Origin of the sequence: Muriventricola aceti (genome assembly GCF_025567565.1) — a bacterium.
Taxonomy (GTDB): Bacteria; Bacillota; Clostridia; order Oscillospirales; family Oscillospiraceae; genus Lawsonibacter; species Lawsonibacter aceti.
The window spans coordinates 46,460-62,041 of sequence record NZ_JAOQKF010000001.1; the positions used below are offsets into that span (position 1 = coordinate 46,460).

Below are 15,582 nucleotides of genomic sequence, written 5' to 3' on the forward strand. Positions count from 1 at the left end.
GCCCGACCTCACCGCTTTTCCTTCCAGTATTCATAACATTGATGCCGCAGGACTTCGAGATATTTTTTGAAGAAGTCTCCAACACAGTCCGGGTAGATATAGCAAAGCACATTCAAAAAGTTATCAATGTATTCAGAGGAAATCTCTTGGACTTTCGCAAATGGCTCCAGATAATGGGTTCGGCCCTCCGGGCACAGCCGTTCGATTTCTTCCAGTTCCCGGTCACACTGCTCTGTGCGAAAGACCGGAGACAGACTGATATCTGCCAACGGAGACACCATATTCCCCTGCTGATGGAAATGGTAGGCCATCAAAGTGCCAACGTTATCGTAATGTCCGTTGTGAAGCGGAAAGGCATCTGTGGTGTCGACTCGATAGATTTGACTGTCATCTGCCAGATAGACTTCCAGCTTATCCCCCTCATCAGTTATGGAGTATAGAGCTTGAAAGCTGAAAAATTGCTTCCAATTTTCTGCACATTCACGCGCCTGGGCAGCAGAGTGGACACGCTGTGTAAAGTTCAAATATTTCTCACCAATGATATACTCTGTTTTGAAATAGGAGCGTTTCTCTCCGGGGGAGAGCTGGAAGAGAACTGCATCCGGCATCTGGTAGCCCATGGCCTGCGTCAGTTTTGTGTAAACAAATTCATTTGCCGCACAGTCTGAATATGCATGCTTTACCAGATACTGTTCCCTTCGGTTTGCTTTGCATTTGGCCAAGAGAAGTTGACCGCTGTCATTGCCGTGGTACGGCAACGGCGAGAACACAAAGTCCGCGGTTTGCACTATATCCGAAGAGATGATGGGCGGTTTGCTCCGATTTTCTTTCTCCTTTGCCGCCATTCGCAGGGTTTGGATGTATCGATTGAGACCGGGATGCATTTCGCCACCTCCTGGACCCATTGTAAAAGGAATGAAAAACTTTGTCAATCTCAGTCGAACCGCACCGGAAATCCGGTGCGGTTTTTTCCGAAACGGACAAGCAAAACGGCCTTTTTCCTGCATATTCTTTACAATCCCGGAAAGGAGGAAGATGAGTTGGAAAAACACAAGCAGGACATCCCTGTGCACTGCTACTTTGCGGAGGAAGGAGAATGTGCGGAAGATTTGATTTTGGAGTCTTTCCGCACGTTTATAGATAGAAACCTCCTAAATAACGCTAATTTTTTGACAAAACGGCTATGAAATGTTATCATATTTATGATGAATGGCCGCTTATCTCAGGAGGTATAGCATGTACTTAGAGGTAAGCAACACCATGGATTACCATGTGGCTTTATACATCAGGCTATCGAAGGAGGACGAGAGCGAGGGACCATCTCAGAGCGTCCAGAACCAGGAGTCTCTGCTGCGGGAGTTTGTGCAGCAGCACCGGCTGAGCGTCTACGACACCTATGTGGACGACGGTTGGAGCGGCACCAGTTTTGACCGGCCCAGCTTCCAGCGGATGATCGCCGACATCGAGGCCAAGAAGGTCAATATGGTCATTACCAAGGACCTCTCCCGCCTGGGCCGGGACTACATCCTGACCGGCCACTACATGGAGCGGTACTTCCCGGAACACCGGGTGCGGTACATCTCCCTGCTGGACGGCATCGACACCGGTGTGGACTCTACCGCCAATGACATCACCCCGTTCCGTGCCATCATGAACGACATGTACGCCAAGGATATTTCCAAGAAGATCAAGAGTGTCAAGCGGGATAAGCAGCGGAAGGGGCAGTTCATCGGCGGAAAGCCAGTGTATGGCTACAAGATGCACCCCACGGAGAAAAACAAGATTGTCATTGATGAGGAAGTAGCTCCGGTGGTGCGGCGGATCTTTGCATTGGCCCTTTCAGGTATGAGTTGCCGTAAGATTGCGACTACACTCAATAAAGAAGGTATCCCCACACCGGCCACCTACTGCGGCTGGAAGGTTGGAACCCCCGGACCTTACACCGGCTTATGGAGCAGCGAGCGGATTTCTGAAATGCTGAAAAACGAGACTTACATTGGCAATATGGTCCAGGGACGCAGTGTGAAGATCAGCTACAAGTCCAAGAAGTGCCTGAAACAGGACCCGGCCAACTGGGTGATCGTAGAGGGGACCCATGAACCTTTGGTGGATGCGGAGACCTTTCAGAAGGTGCAACTGCTGGTGAACAGCCGCAAGCACACACGGAGCCGGACCTACGATTTTCTTCTGAAGGGATTGATTTTCTGCCACGAGTGCGGCTACCCTTTGGCGGTACTCAACCGAAAAAACGCCAGGGGAGAGGATGTGCTGTACTTCGTCTGCCGGACCTACCAGCGCTTTACCAAAGCGGGTGTCTGTACCTGTCATTCCATCAAGGAGAAGACGGTCACTGATGCGGTCATTCGCAAGGTGAGGGAAGTCTGTCGGGCATATCTGGATCCAGACGAACTGTTGCCCATGGCCCAGGAAGCTGTGGAGCATGCCCAAAAGCAGAGTAGTCTGGAAACGGAGCTCCAGGCCATCCAGGCCAGGATCAACAGTCTTACGGCCAACCTGGACCGGATGTACACCGACCGGCTCAACGGATTGCTGCCCGAGGAGGACTTCCAGCGCATCTTCGGCAGGGTCAAACTGGAGCGGGAGCAGCTGGAGGAAAAGCGGCAGGCCCTGGAGTTTCAGAAAAAAAGCCCCGTCCGCAGTGAGGACAGGGCCAGGGAACTGGTACAGCGATTTATCGAGACGGCAGGAGAGAGCCGGGAACTGTTGGTCAGCCTTATTGAGCGGGTGGAGCTGACCGAGGATAAGGAAGTCATCATCAAATTCCGTTTCGCCCAACTGGATGAGGCAAGCCAGAATTCGCAAGGGATTGCGCCGTTTGAGACGGCGTAATTTTCCGGAGCCAATCGCTTACAGTAGGCGTGTCGCTATGTATCCCGCATTGAAAAGAGGGCTTTAGAAAAGCTGCAGGAGGGGATGGATGGCTGGATGCCATAAAAAAATATCCATAGAAATCATAGGCGTTTAGCTATGGAAATAATAAAGAAACAGGAAAAAATATAGGGAAATTAAGGAGTAAAAAGTAGATGTAATAAATAATTTTTTATACAAAATGTCAAGACAATTAGTGGAGGAGAGGGGGGAGGAAAAAATGATATTGCATTTTTGACATGAATGTAATATAATGGGACCGCAGTATAGGAAGCGGGTCTATGGACCAACCATGAAACGCCCTATAGGGCGTTTGCTCTTTCCAAGTGGAAAGAGCAAACGAAAAAATGGAATTGGAGGAAAGAGAACATGAAAAAGAAACTAGCACTTGCTCTGTCCATGGTCATGATCCTCAGTCTGGCACTGACCGGCTGTGGGAACAATGACAAGGGTAGCAACACCAGCTCCACTAGCGGTGGCAGCAATACCTCTGCCAGCACCTCTACTCCCAACAACGAAACTCCCTCTGGTGAGAAGGTGGATATCACCATCGCCACCGGCTCCACCAGCGCAAACTACTATGCTATCGGTAACGTAATGGCCACCGTCCTCAATCCCGTTCTGACCAAGGGGAACATCGGTGTTACCTCTACCGGCGCCTCCGCCGCTAACGTTCAGCTGCTCCAGGATAATGAGGTCAACTTCGCCATTATCCAGAACGACGTAGCTTACTATGCCGCTACTGGTACTGACCTGTTCGACGGCGAAGACCCCTATGAGGACTGGGGCGCCCTGTGTGCCCTGTATGACGAGGTGGTCCAGGTGTTCACCCTGAATCCCGACATCAAGACCTTCACTGACCTGAAGGGTAAGACCGTTTCCGTCGGCGCTTCCGGTTCCGGCGACAACTTCGCCGCTGGTCAGATTTTTGCTGAGTTTGGCATGACCTTTAACGACGTAAACCCCGTTTACCAGTCCTACTCTGACTCCGCCGAGGGCATGAAGGATGGCAAGATCGACGCCGCTTTCTGTGTGTCTGGCGCCCCCACCACCGCTCTGGTGGACTTGGCTGCGACTGCCAACAAGCCTCTGAATGTCATCACTCTGGAAGACGAGCACATTGAAAACCTGATGGCTGCTTACCCCTTCTATGCTAAGACCGTGATCCCCGCCGGCACCTATGACGGCCTGGACCGCGATACCACCACCGTCAGCATCCGCGCCATGCTGGTGTGCCGGAATGACGTGCCTGAGGATGTGGTGTATGAACTGATGACCGCTATGTTTGACAACCAGGCCAGCTTGGCTGACGGTCACGCCAAGTTTAAGGAGCTCTCCCTGGAAGGCGCTGTCGCTGGCGTCAGCATCCCCTATCATCCCGGCGCTGAGAAGTATCTGACCGAGCAGGGTGCCACTCTGAGCTGAGTGTCTGTTCTTAGACGCGACTGATAACGCTTTGTGAATAAGAACAAAGTTTTGGTAGCCGCGGCCGCGATAGTCTGTCTGGTTATCGCGGCCGCAGTGTTTATGCTCCGCCCGGAAGGCCATCTGGTCATTCGTGATGCGGAGACTGGGGAAACCTACATCTCTTATCCGTTGGAGCGGGGAGAGGAATTTTCCATCACCTTTATCCATTCCGTCAACAAGACGCCTGTGACGGATGTGTATGACGTGGATGAGAGGGGCATAATCATGCTGCGGAAGACCATCTACTATGGGTTTGGTGCCGGGGTGCCCTCTGACTTGGACCCTAAAATGGAGCTGACCTATGAAGAGGGAACAGGCGCCATGGTGGTCTCTAAGATTGATATGGAGCTTCCCAGCTTTTATCTTTTTGTGGGCACAGTATCCGATCACACGCTATCGATTGGCGGAGAGGAGATCAGTCTGCGGGATGTGTGCGGACGGAATACCAAGGTCCACATCAGCTACGAAAATTCGCGTATCTTTCCATAGCGTTTTGGAAGATCAAAGAAGCCCCCAGCTTTACGCTTTGTAAAAATTTGGTTGTGATCTCGGAGAGGGAATGGAAGACGCAGCCGAGTGCGGCCAAAGAGCGGACCTGAAGCAGAGTTTCTTTTATCAAAAGATACGATTTTTAGCAAAGGAGGCATCTCTGTGGAAGATCAGGATAAGAAAACTGTAAACACCGCACCGGCAGAAAATGGCGCAAATGTGCAGGCCGATGTTGATGAGATTATGAAAAAATACGACCGTGAGTCAAACGTTCGTATTTGGGAAGGTGTGCCGAAGTATGTGGTCAGTGGCCTGCTGATCGCATTCAGCCTGTTCCTGATGTGGATGAATCTGGTATCCACCTGGAGCGAAACCAAGCGCCGTCCCCTGTTCCTGGGTCTGGTGATTCTGCTGGTATTCATTGTGTTCCCTATGCGCAAGGGCGCTGTTCAGCGAGTCAACCGTATCCCTTGGTACGATATTATTCTGGCCATCGTTGGGGCCAGCCCCTACCTTTATTTCTTCTTCAATGAGCAGGATCTGATGATTCGCGCTACCCGCATCAACCAGCTGGAGGTTGTGCTGGGCATTGTGGGAGCCTTGATCCTCTTTGAATGCTGCCGGCGTGTGGTAGGCCTGCCCATCCTGGTAGTGGCCACCTGTTTCATCGCCTACGCTTTCTATGATGGAAAGTCGCTGAAGCGCATCGTCTATGACCTGTTTTATACTACCAACGGCATCCACGGCACCCCCATCGGCGTGTGCTCTACTTACATCGCGCTGTTCATCATCTTCGGTGCTTTCCTGGAGGCTACCGGAATTAGTAATTTCTTTATTTCCTGCGCCAATGCTCTGGCTGGCTGGGCCACCGGTGGTCCCGCCAAGGTGGCCGTTATTTCCTCCGCACTGTGCGGCATGGTGTCGGGCTCCTCTGTGGGCAACACCGTGACTACTGGTTCTGTTACCATCCCCATGATGAAAAAGACCGGCTATCCCCCCGAATTCGCGGGCGCTGTTGAGGCGTCGGCCTCCACAGGCGGTCAGATCATGCCGCCCATTATGGGCGCTGCCGCCTTCCTGATGGCGGAGATGGTGGGTGTACCGTACAGCGATATTATCAGACGGGCCATCCTGCCTGCTATTTTGTACTTTACTGGCATCTTCCTCCAGGTGCATCTGCGCGCTAAACGTCTGGATCTGAAGGGTATTCCCAGAAACGAGCTGCCCAAGTGGGGTCAGCTGCTCCCGAAGATCTACCTGCTGATTCCTCTGGTGGTACTGGTGGTCATCATTATGAGCGGTTATACCATGGCCCGCTCCGCTATTATCGCGACCATCCTTTGTATCGTTATCAGCCTGGTGGATAAAGCGGTAGACACCTTCTTCTATCATCAGAAGAACGATACCAGCATCTTCACCTTCCTTCGGGCTTTAGAGAACGGCGCCCGTAACTGTCTGTCCATTGGCATTGCCTGCGGTGTGGCCGGCATCATTGCCGGTGTGGTCACCCTGACCGGCCTGGGCCAGATCTTCATCAGTGCCATCGTGGGTGTGGCCAATGGCCAGCTGATGATTGCCCTGTTCTTCACCATGATTACCTGTATCGTCCTGGGTATGGGCGTGCCTACCACAGCCAACTACATCATCATGGCTACCACTTGTGCCCCCATCCTAGTTACTGGTATGAACATGGACCCCATCGCTGCCAATATGTTCGTGTTCTACTTCGGCATTGTGGCGGACATTACGCCTCCTGTGGCTCTGGCAGCTTACGCTGGTTCTGCCATCGCCAAGGCGAACCCCATGAAGACGGCCTTCCAGGCGACCCGTCTGGCTATCGCCGCTTTCCTGATTCCCTATATCTTTGCTTTGAATCCCGCAATGCTGTTCATTAACTCCACTCCCTTCCAGGTTGTTCAGATTATTATCACCAGCTTTATCGGCATGGCGGGTGTGGCCGCTGGCCTTGAGGGCTATCTGATTAAGAACATGAACGTACTGGAGCGGATCATGGTAGCCGCAGGCGGCCTGGCTATGCTGATTCCCGGCACCGTTACCGACCTGATCGGTGTGGGCTTAGTAGTTGTGGTCATTGTATTCCAGCTCCTGCACAAAGATAAGAAGGCCGTAGCCTAAGCTATCAAGTGATCCCAAAACGCAAGAAAACACGTCTCGGCTAGGATAGTCCATTTGGAAAAGGCCTTTGCCTGTTTGTTATCGCCAGTCAAAAGAACGCCGCCCATACGAAAGTATGGGCGGCGCCTTTTTATCCGCTATTTTTATTCGCAGGATTGTTTTTCTCTCCAGTTACATGTATAATAAACGGGTATTTTAATCTCACGCAGATCCTACCCGGTTGCGGGCAGAGAAACAGGAGGAGAGCGTTCATGGAAAAGCTGTTGGAACTGTTGGAACAGGACTGCACCATGCCGGTAGCCGCGCTGGCTGCGGCTGCTGGAGTGTCTGAGGCAGAGGCAAAGGCAGCCATTCAAACATACGAGGAAGACCGCACGATTTTGGGGTATCAGGCCATCATCGACTGGGACCGGGTACGCAGGGAGAATGTTACGGCTCTAATCGAGGTCAAGGTCACCCCACAGACTATCAGCGGTTTTGACCGTATCGCGGAGCGTATCTACCAATATGACGAAGTGGAGAGCATGTACCTCATGAGCGGCTCCTTCGACTTGACGGTTATCATTTCGGGCCGCACCCTGCGGGAGGTAGCCCAGTTTGTAGGCGAGCGGCTGGCCCCTATTGAGGGAGTCACCGGCACTGCGACTCACTTTATTTTGAAGAAATACAAAGAGAAGCACTTGGTGTTCCGGCCCCAGGATCCGGAGGAAAGGGAGTATATCTTTACATGAATTACGATCATATTCTGAATGAGAAGATCCAAGGGGTCAAGCCTTCTGGTATCCGCAAGTTTTTTGATATCCTGGAGGAGATGACAGACGCAATCTCTCTGGGCATCGGAGAGCCTGACTTTGTTACCCCTTGGCACATCCGGGACGCTGGTATCTACTCCCTGGAGCGGGGACACACCAAGTATACCTCGAACGCCGGTATGCTCCAGCTCCGGCGAGAAATCGCCGCCTATCTGAACCGCCGCTTTGATTTGCAATATGACTACACCGACCAGATTCTGGTCACTGTGGGCGGCAGCGAGGCCATTGACCTGGCCCTCCGGGTACTGGTCAACCCTGGCGACGAGGTCATCGTGCCTGTGCCCTCTTTTGTCTGTTATGGGCCGTTGACTGAAATGGCTGGGGGCGTGCCCAAGTATGTGGAACTAAAGGTAGAAAACAATTTCCGCCTGACCCCGGAGGAGCTGAAAGCGGCCATCACAGATAAGACCAAGGTTCTGGTACTGCCGTTCCCCTGTAATCCCACAGGCGGCATCATGGAACGCAAGGATCTGGAGGCCATCGCTGAGGTCCTCCGCGGCAGCGATATTATGGTCATCTCTGACGAGATCTACGCGGAGTTGACCTATGGCCAGCGCCATGTGTCCCCCGCAAACCTGACCGATATGTATGAGCGGACCGTAGTGGTCAACGGCTTCTCCAAGAGCCACGCCATGACCGGCTGGCGTATGGGCTACGTCTGTGCCCCCAAACCAATCATTGCAGCCATGACAAAGCTCCATCAATTCGGCATCATGTCCGCCCCCACCACTAGCCAGTATGCCGCGGTGGAGGCCATGCGCAACGGCGACGGAGACATCGAGCATATGCGGGAGGAGTACGACCGCCGCCGCAGATACCTGGTGGAAAACCTGAACCGGATCGGTCTGAGCTGCTTCGAGCCCAAGGGCGCCTTCTATGTGTTCCCCGATATCCGCTCCACCGGTCTATCCAGTGAGGAGTTCTGTGAGCGATTCCTCATGGAAGAGAAGGTGGCTGTCATTCCTGGAAACGCCTTTGGCCCTGGTGGCGAGGGCTTTGTCCGGGCCTGCTACGCGGCATCTATGAAGGACATTGCCGAGTCTATCTCCCGGCTGGATAACTTCCTGGTCAACCTGCGCCGCCGGCAGGGACATGTGGGGCAGTAAAGCCCGCTGACGGGGCCCTGGGTAGGTGGACAGATGAGAGCCCATGACTCCAGCGGCCTTCTGAAAAAATAAAAGAGAATGAGGTATCTGCCATGAATGTAGTATGTTTAGATATGGAGGGCGTCCTGGTTCCAGAGATCTGGATCGCCTTTGCCCAAGCCAGCGGAATCCCGGAGCTGAAGCGCACCACACGGGATGAGCCCGACTATGACAAGTTGATGACCTGGCGGTTGGGAGTCTTGAAGGAGCATGGTCTGGGCCTAAAGGAGATCCAGGAGGTCATCTCCACCATAGATCCCCTGCCTGGGGCCAAGGAATTTCTGGACAAGCTGAGGGCCCAGACCCAGGTGATCATTTTGAGCGATACCTTTGAGCAGTTTGCCAAGCCCCTGATGGCCAAGCTGGGCTGGCCCACTCTGTTCTGTAATACCCTGAAGGTGGGGCCGGATGGGGCCATCACCGGCTATCAGATGCGCTGTGAGAAATCCAAGCTTACCACAGTAAAGGCGCTCCAGTCCTGTGGCTTTGACCCCATCGCTGCCGGCGACAGCTTCAACGACCTTGGGATGATACAGGCCAGTAAGGCCGGGTTCCTTTTCAAGTCCACGGATGCCATCAAGGCGGCCCACCCGGAGCTGCCAGCATTTGAGGAGTTTGACGAGCTGCTGTCCGCCATCGAGGCTGTCCTCTGATCCGAGGAAAGGAGCGTAGGGGGAGACGCCCTCGTCTCCCCGCCGGAATGGTGGCCGCCTGTGGCGGCCCCTGCATGGGGAAGGGAGCGTGGACCTGTGTTTGCCAAGTGTGCCCTCGGCGTACTCTTGCTGCTGGCTGTGCTCAGCTGGTTGGGTTTTAAATTTAGGGAGATTCTGCTCATTTTCCTGGCGGCCGCAGCGGTGGCGCTGGCCATCTGGTATCTGAAAAACAGATGTGATCGGCTGGAGGAAAAGCTGGACCTTCTGCTGAAAGAGATGAGAAAAGATGAAAAAGATTGATCTACCCTTCCGCCCTGCCAACATCCTGTTGCCCAGAGACTGCGACATGACTCTGTGGTCGGTGGTGGCCTGTGATCAGTACACCTCCCAGCCTGAATATTGGCAGCGGGTAGAGGAGCGGGTGGGAAAAGCCCCCTCGACCTTACGGCTCATCCTGCCGGAGAGCTGCTTGGAGGGGCCCAATGTGGAAACCGATATCATGGAGATCAACAATACCATGACCCGCTATCTTCGGGAAAACCGGTTTGTAGAATACCCTCACAGCATGATCTATGTGGAGCGTGCCATGACCAGCGGCAGGACCCGCCGGGGACTGGTGGGCATGGTGGACCTGGAGCGGTATGACTATGAGCCCGGTTCCGGGGCCATGGTCCGGGCTACGGAGGGGACTGTCCTCTCCCGTATCCCGCCCCGGGTAGCTGTGCGAAAGAACGCCCCCATCGAACTGCCTCACATTATGCTGTTGTCGGATGACCCGGAAAAGACCGTCATAGAGCCCTTAGCTGGCCAGACAGGTGGAATGGAGCTCCTCTACGACTTTGAATTGATGGAGGGCGGCGGCCACATCAGGGGCTGGAAGCTGACTCAGGAGCAGCTGGAGCAGGTGGAACAGGCTCTGGTTGCCCTGGCTGACCCAGTTGCGTTCCGGGAGAGATACGCCCTGAAGGATGCGCTTCCAGTTATGCTCTTTGCTGCCGGGGACGGCAACCACTCCCTGGCCACAGCCAAGGAGTGCTACGAGCGGCAGAAGAAGCTGGTCCCCCAGGATCAGTGGGACAGCCTGCCCTCACGGTATGCCCTGTGCGAGCTGGTCAATCTCCACGATGAGTCCCTGGAGTTTGAACCTATCCACCGGGTGGTGTTCGGTGTGGAGCCGGAGGAGCTGTTGTCCGCCCTGGAGGGATTTTATCCCGGTGCGTTCAGAGGCGGGGAGGCGGATGGCTGTGCACATATCCTGCCCTATATCTGTGCCGATGGGCAGGGACAGGTGGTGGTCCCCCACCCAAGTGCCCAGCTGCCGGTGGCTACGCTTCAGACCTTCCTGGACCAGTACATAGCCGCCAGACCTGGGGTCAAGATCGACTATATCCATGGGGAGCAGGTGGCCAGGGAACTGGCCCGGAACCGGCGGGATGCCATCGCCTTCCTGTTGCCTCCCATGGCCAAGGAGTCCCTGTTCCCCACAGTCATCCACGACGGCGTGCTGCCCAGAAAGACTTTCTCCATGGGCGAGGCACAGGAAAAACGCTTCTATCTGGAGGCCAGAAAGATCCGCTGAAAAAAATGAGGGCGGCGGGAGCCGCCGGGGAGGAAACTATGGAGGTCCAGGCCAACGCAAAACTGAATCTTACCCTGGACGTGCTGGGAAAACGACCCGACGGCTACCACGACATGAGGATGGTCATGCAGTCCATCACTCTCTCTGATACCTTGACGGTAAAGGAGAATGGTGGCCGGGGGCTGCGGGTAGGGACCAACCTCCACTTCCTGCCCAACAACGAAAAAAATCTGGCAGCCCAGGCGGCTCTCCGCTTCTGGGAGGCCAGGGGGATCGGGGTAAAGGGGCTGGATATCACCATCGAAAAGCGCATTCCTGTTTGTGCCGGTATGGCCGGAGGGAGCAGTGATGCCGCTGCTGTCCTCCGGGCCCTGAATCAGATGGAGGGAGAGCCCTTTTCTATTCTGGAACTGGCTAGGATCGGGGAGCGGGTGGGGTCCGATGTGCCCTACTGTGTGCTAGGGGGGACCGCTCTGGCAGAGGGCAGGGGAGAGGTCCTCACCCCTCTGCCCCCTCTGCCCCACTGTTGGGTTGTGGTGTGTAAGCCGCCCTTTCCCATCTCCACTCCGGAGCTGTTCGCCCAGTTGGACCGGGTCAGGGTGACACGGCGCCCGGACACTCAGGGGGTGATGGACGCTCTGGCGGCGGAGGATCTGGAGGGGGTTGCTCGAAGAATGTACAATGTATTTGAGGATGTCTTACCTGACCGGCAGCGAAGCCGGGTAGCGGACATCAAGAACACTCTGATCCACTGTGGGGCGCTGGGAGCGACCATGAGCGGGACCGGACCCTCTGCCTTTGGCCTTTTTACTCAGCTTGAGAAGGCAAAGAGTGCCTGCGAGCTGCTGCGGGAGCAGTACCGGGAAACTTTTTTGGCGGAAACGGTTTAAGAACATCAGGGGCCGTCCATACTGTAAGCACTTACTTACAGTGTGGACGGCCTTTTAAGGCCCCAAGGAGGACCTATGGACAGAAAACTGAAGCGGTGGGAGATGGCCCTGATGCTGGGCCTGCTGTGTGCTCTGGTGGGAGGGAGCTGGCTGGGTCAGGAGCAGCACGAGCTGGCGGACAGCGTTATCCGCTTTCATGTGATCGCAAACTCAGACAGCGCCCAGGACCAGGCGTTGAAGCTGGCAGTCCGGGACCGGGTGCTGGAGGAGGCACAAGCGGTCTACCCCTCCAACGCGACCCTGGAAAGTGCCCGGTCCGCGTTGGAGAGCAGTTTGACCCAACTGGCGGATGCCGGGCGACAGGTGGTGGAGGAGCAGGGCTATGACTACCCGGTGTCCGCCCAGTTGACCCAGTGCTGGTTCCCTACCAAGGAGTACGACGGCTTCGCCCTGCCCGCCGGGAACTATACGGCTCTCCGGGTGGTTATTGGGGAAGGCGAGGGGCAGAATTGGTGGTGTGTGGCCTTCCCGCCCCTGTGCCTGGGGGCGGCCAGCGAAACCGTAGATACCGCCGCACAGGCTGGCTATTTCAGTCAGGACCAGGTCAAACTAGTCACCGGCGAGAGCGAGGGCTATGTGCTAAAATTCAAGGGTATGGAGCTGCTGGGACAACTGGAAGCCTTTTTCAGCTAGTAAGAAACCACATTCTCGAAAAGGAAACGAAGTCCGGGCTGTAAACAGCCCGGACTTCGTTTATTCTTATAGTACCTTGGACAAAAAGAGCTGGGTGCGGGGATGCTGGGGATGGTCAAAAAAGGCCTTGGGCTCATTTTCCTCCAGGATCTGTCCGCCGTCCATGAACAGCACCCGGCTGCCCACCTCACGGGCAAAGCCCATCTCATGGGTGACCACCACCATGGTCATACCATCCTGCGCCAGCTCCTTCATAACGTCCAGAACCTCGCCTACCATCTCCGGGTCCAAAGCGGAGGTGGGCTCGTCAAAAAGCATGACCTCCGGGTCCATACACAGTGCCCGGACAATGGCGATCCGCTGCTTCTGGCCACCGGAGAGCTGGCTGGGGTAGGCGCTGGCTCGGTCCGCCAGCCCTACCCGTTCCAGCAGGGTCATGGCCTGGGCCTCGGCCGCCTCCCTGCTCTTTTTCAGAAGCTGTGTAGGGGCCAGAGTCATATTTTTCAGGATGGTCATGTGAGGAAACAGGTTGAAATGCTGGAATACCATGCCCATTTTTTGACGGTACAGGTTGATGTCCGCCTTGGGGTTCGTGATATCGGCACCTTTGAAGAATATTTTACCTCCAGTGGGGAGCTCCAGGAGGTTTAAGCAGCGCAAGAAGGTGGACTTCCCTGACCCGGAGGGGCCGATGACCACGACTACCTCGCCCTTTTGTATTTGGGCGGAAACGCCGTCTAGGGCCTTGATCGCACCGCCGTTGAAGTACTTTTGCACCTTTTCGGCTTGAATGATCACATTATCGTTCACTGTTTCTCAACCTCCTCTCCAGCTTTCCTACCAGGAAGGTGAAGAACATGACCAGAGTTAGATAGACCAGTGCGGAGATGAGCAGGGGGAAGAGGTAGTCATAGGCGTTGCCGCCAATGATATTGCCCACATAGGTCAGATCATTCAGCCCAACATAGCCAGCCACGGCTGTTTCCTTCAACAGGACAATAAATTCGTTGGCCAGAGTCGGCAGTACATTCTTAAAGGCCTGGGGCAGGATGATGTGCCGCATGGTGGCCACATACCCAAAGCCAAGGGAGCGGCCCGCCTCCATCTGGCCGGGGTCGATGGACATGATGCCGCTGCGGATGATCTCTGCCACATAGGCGCCGGAGTTGATGCCGAAGGACAGGGCGCCCACCAGCAGCTTGTTCCGGCTGGAGGCAAAGACCACATAGTACAAAATGAGCAGCTGGACGATCACGGGGGTGCCGCGGATGACGGTCAAATAGACTTTGGCGGCGAAATTGGCAATGGCCAGGACGATCCGCCGGGGCCCACGTATCTCCAGGCAGGTCTTATCCCAGGTGACCCGGATCAAGGCCACGACCACGCCCAGGATCACGCCCAGGATCAGGGCCATGGCAGTGAGCTTCAGTGTGTTGATCAGACCGTCCACAAACATCATGTAGCGGTCGTCAAAAATCAGGCTTTTATAGATGTCATAGCCCAGATCATTGAGCCATTCCGGGCCGTTCATGATCCAGTCCGGGGCTACAGTAGGCCACAACTTAGATGCCGATGGTCCCATTCTGCTCCTCTCCTCACTTGAAAAGCAAGGGGTCCAGTGTCCTGGGCCCCTTGCCGGTCTATGTATTTATCACGAAAATCAGTCGGCGGTGATGTACTTGTCGATGATGCTCTGGATGGTGCCGTCGTCCAGCAGCTCCTGCATCGCGGTATTCACAGCATCGTACAGGGCGGTATTCTCCTTATTCATGGCGGCGGCGTAGTCCTCGGTGATGTACTCAGTGTCCAGGATCTTCAGACCGTCGATCTCGGACACGAAGGCCTTAGCGGGCTCGTTGTCGATAATCACGCAGTCCACTTTGCCGGACACCAGGGCCTGCACGGTGTCAGAAGCCTTGCTGTACCGGTCGATGGTGCCCAGGCCGGCGTCCTCGATATCCTGAGTGGCGTAAATGTCGCCGGTGGTGTTGCGCTGTACGCCGACCACATAGTTGGCGCCCTCAGCGAACAGGTCGTCTACGCTGGTAATGGCGGAATCTTCCGTCACGATGACGACCTGAACACCGGTAGCGTAGCTGACGGTGAAGTCCACTTCAGCGGCACGGTCGGGGGTGACGGTCATACCGGCCAGGCCGATGTCGGCCTTGCCGCCCTTGACAGCCTCAATAACAGCGTCGAACTCCATGTCCTCGATGACAGGCTCCAGGCCCAGCTTCTCGGCCACAGCGGTGATGATCTCGGCGTCGATGCCGGCTACCTGACCGCCCTCGATGTACTCATAGGGAGGGAAGGTGGCGTTGGTGGCCATGATCAGCTTGCCCTCCTCCACAGTGGTGAAGGAGGCGTCACCGGCGTTGCTGGCATCGCCGGTGGAGGTGCTGGCGTCAGACTGGGAGATGGAGGCGCTGCCGTTGGAGCTGGCAGAGCCAGGGGCGCTCTGGTCACCGCTGTTGCCACAGGCGGCCAGAGACAGGGACATGGCCAAAGCCATGGTCAAAGCAAGCAGTTTTTTCATGTTTAAAAATCTCCTTTTCAATGGGGCCCCGGACTGATTCGGGACGTTGTGATGAGTATACCCCAGAGACTATTTTTCGTCAATAGATAAATATGCAAAATTGTGAATGAAACTTTTTAATTTTTGGGTAAAAAATTGATTATTAAGACACGATATATCAAAATTTCAAAAGAAGTAGACCGAGTGATGAGACAAAATGAATATTCAAAATCAAATGAATAAAAAATCTGCGGCCTCTGCGCAACATTTCGTTCTGGCCTGCGTCTATATACTTGGGCGCCTGAAGAAAAAAT

15 protein-coding genes are annotated in these 15,582 nt (G+C 54.9%); 11 read left to right on the forward strand and 4 right to left on the reverse strand.

Annotation, left to right across the window (positions count from 1 at the left end; translation table 11 throughout):
* Positions 1–8: 8 nt before the first annotated feature.
* The gene (locus OCV64_RS00230) at positions 9–1,052 is read right to left on the reverse strand and encodes a hypothetical protein (RefSeq protein ID WP_262668842.1); all 1,044 of its coding nucleotides are present in this window, start codon (positions 1,050–1,052) and stop codon (positions 9–11) included.
* Between the two features lie 184 nt (positions 1,053–1,236).
* Between OCV64_RS00230 and OCV64_RS00235 the strand changes: the two genes are divergently transcribed.
* The 11 genes from OCV64_RS00235 (at position 1,237) to spoIIR (ending at position 12,753) form a co-directional block, all read left to right on the forward strand.
* Positions 1,237–2,850, forward strand: coding sequence for a recombinase family protein (locus OCV64_RS00235; protein WP_262668843.1), 1,614 nt, complete (start codon positions 1,237–1,239; stop codon positions 2,848–2,850).
* 408 nt (positions 2,851–3,258) lie between these two features.
* Entirely contained in the window at positions 3,259–4,314 is a 1,056-nt protein-coding gene (locus OCV64_RS00240; protein ID WP_147571449.1) for a TAXI family TRAP transporter solute-binding subunit, read from the forward strand.
* 33 nt (positions 4,315–4,347) lie between these two features.
* Positions 4,348–4,845, forward strand: coding sequence for a DUF1850 domain-containing protein (locus tag OCV64_RS00245; protein WP_147571448.1), 498 nt, complete (start codon positions 4,348–4,350; stop codon positions 4,843–4,845).
* A gap of 162 nt (positions 4,846–5,007) precedes the next feature.
* Positions 5,008–6,981: a TRAP transporter permease gene (locus OCV64_RS00250; RefSeq protein WP_262668844.1), complete on the forward strand. Its 1,974-nt coding sequence runs from the start codon at positions 5,008–5,010 to the stop codon at positions 6,979–6,981.
* A gap of 251 nt (positions 6,982–7,232) precedes the next feature.
* The gene (locus OCV64_RS00255) at positions 7,233–7,712 is read left to right on the forward strand and encodes an Lrp/AsnC family transcriptional regulator (RefSeq protein ID WP_262668845.1); all 480 of its coding nucleotides are present in this window, start codon (positions 7,233–7,235) and stop codon (positions 7,710–7,712) included.
* The gene (locus OCV64_RS00260; RefSeq protein ID WP_147571445.1) at positions 7,709–8,899 is read left to right on the forward strand and encodes an aminotransferase class I/II-fold pyridoxal phosphate-dependent enzyme; all 1,191 of its coding nucleotides are present in this window, start codon (positions 7,709–7,711) and stop codon (positions 8,897–8,899) included. Before OCV64_RS00255 ends, OCV64_RS00260 begins: the two co-directional genes overlap by 4 nt.
* 92 nt (positions 8,900–8,991) lie before the next feature.
* Entirely contained in the window at positions 8,992–9,591 is a 600-nt protein-coding gene (gene thrH, locus OCV64_RS00265; protein WP_262668846.1) for a bifunctional phosphoserine phosphatase/homoserine phosphotransferase ThrH, read from the forward strand.
* A 96-nt stretch (positions 9,592–9,687) separates the two neighbouring features.
* Entirely contained in the window at positions 9,688–9,891 is a 204-nt protein-coding gene (locus OCV64_RS00270; protein WP_262668847.1) for a hypothetical protein, read from the forward strand.
* Positions 9,878–11,170, forward strand: a complete 1,293-nt coding sequence (locus OCV64_RS00275; protein WP_262668848.1) for a DUF1015 domain-containing protein — start codon at positions 9,878–9,880, stop codon at positions 11,168–11,170. Before OCV64_RS00270 ends, OCV64_RS00275 begins: the two co-directional genes overlap by 14 nt.
* 38 nt (positions 11,171–11,208) lie before the next feature.
* Positions 11,209–12,060 carry a 4-(cytidine 5'-diphospho)-2-C-methyl-D-erythritol kinase gene (gene ispE / locus OCV64_RS00280; RefSeq protein ID WP_262668849.1) on the forward strand — a complete coding sequence of 284 codons (852 nt, stop codon included), beginning with the start codon at positions 11,209–11,211 and terminating at the stop codon, positions 12,058–12,060.
* A 75-nt stretch (positions 12,061–12,135) separates the two neighbouring features.
* Positions 12,136–12,753: a stage II sporulation protein R gene (spoIIR, locus tag OCV64_RS00285; RefSeq protein ID WP_262668850.1), complete on the forward strand. Its 618-nt coding sequence runs from the start codon at positions 12,136–12,138 to the stop codon at positions 12,751–12,753.
* Positions 12,754–12,819: 66 nt separating this feature from the next.
* Here the strand turns inward: spoIIR and OCV64_RS00290 are convergent, their stop codons facing one another.
* The 3 genes from OCV64_RS00290 to OCV64_RS00300 all read right to left on the reverse strand — a co-directional run bounded on the left by OCV64_RS00290 (position 12,820) and on the right by OCV64_RS00300 (position 15,289).
* Positions 12,820–13,548, reverse strand: coding sequence for an ATP-binding cassette domain-containing protein (locus OCV64_RS00290; RefSeq protein ID WP_147571702.1), 729 nt, complete (start codon positions 13,546–13,548; stop codon positions 12,820–12,822).
* A gap of 4 nt (positions 13,549–13,552) precedes the next feature.
* On the reverse strand, positions 13,553–14,284 hold the full coding sequence (locus tag OCV64_RS00295; protein WP_147571703.1) for an amino acid ABC transporter permease: 732 nt from the start codon (positions 14,282–14,284) through the stop codon (positions 13,553–13,555).
* 129 nt (positions 14,285–14,413) lie between these two features.
* The gene (locus OCV64_RS00300; protein ID WP_262668851.1) at positions 14,414–15,289 is read right to left on the reverse strand and encodes an ABC transporter substrate-binding protein; all 876 of its coding nucleotides are present in this window, start codon (positions 15,287–15,289) and stop codon (positions 14,414–14,416) included.
* Positions 15,290–15,582: the final 293 nt, after the last annotated feature.

What these genes read in the sequence shown, in the direction of transcription:
- OCV64_RS00235 (WP_262668843.1), top strand. Translation starts at nt 1,237, where the DNA reads ATGTACTTAGAGGTAAGCAACACCATGGATTACCATGTGGCTTTATAC.
- OCV64_RS00260 (WP_147571445.1), top strand. Translation starts at nt 7,709, where the DNA reads ATGAATTACGATCATATTCTGAATGAGAAGATCCAAGGGGTCAAGCCT.
- OCV64_RS00300 (WP_262668851.1), bottom strand. Translation starts at nt 15,289, where the DNA reads ATGAAAAAACTGCTTGCTTTGACCATGGCTTTGGCCATGTCCCTGTCT.
- thrH (WP_262668846.1), top strand. Translation starts at nt 8,992, where the DNA reads ATGAATGTAGTATGTTTAGATATGGAGGGCGTCCTGGTTCCAGAGATC.
- spoIIR (WP_262668850.1), top strand. Translation starts at nt 12,136, where the DNA reads ATGGACAGAAAACTGAAGCGGTGGGAGATGGCCCTGATGCTGGGCCTG.
- ispE (WP_262668849.1), top strand. Translation starts at nt 11,209, where the DNA reads ATGGAGGTCCAGGCCAACGCAAAACTGAATCTTACCCTGGACGTGCTG.
- OCV64_RS00295 (WP_147571703.1), bottom strand. Translation starts at nt 14,284, where the DNA reads ATGAACGGCCCGGAATGGCTCAATGATCTGGGCTATGACATCTATAAA.
- OCV64_RS00240 (WP_147571449.1), top strand. Translation starts at nt 3,259, where the DNA reads ATGAAAAAGAAACTAGCACTTGCTCTGTCCATGGTCATGATCCTCAGT.
- OCV64_RS00275 (WP_262668848.1), top strand. Translation starts at nt 9,878, where the DNA reads ATGAAAAAGATTGATCTACCCTTCCGCCCTGCCAACATCCTGTTGCCC.
- OCV64_RS00255 (WP_262668845.1), top strand. Translation starts at nt 7,233, where the DNA reads ATGGAAAAGCTGTTGGAACTGTTGGAACAGGACTGCACCATGCCGGTA.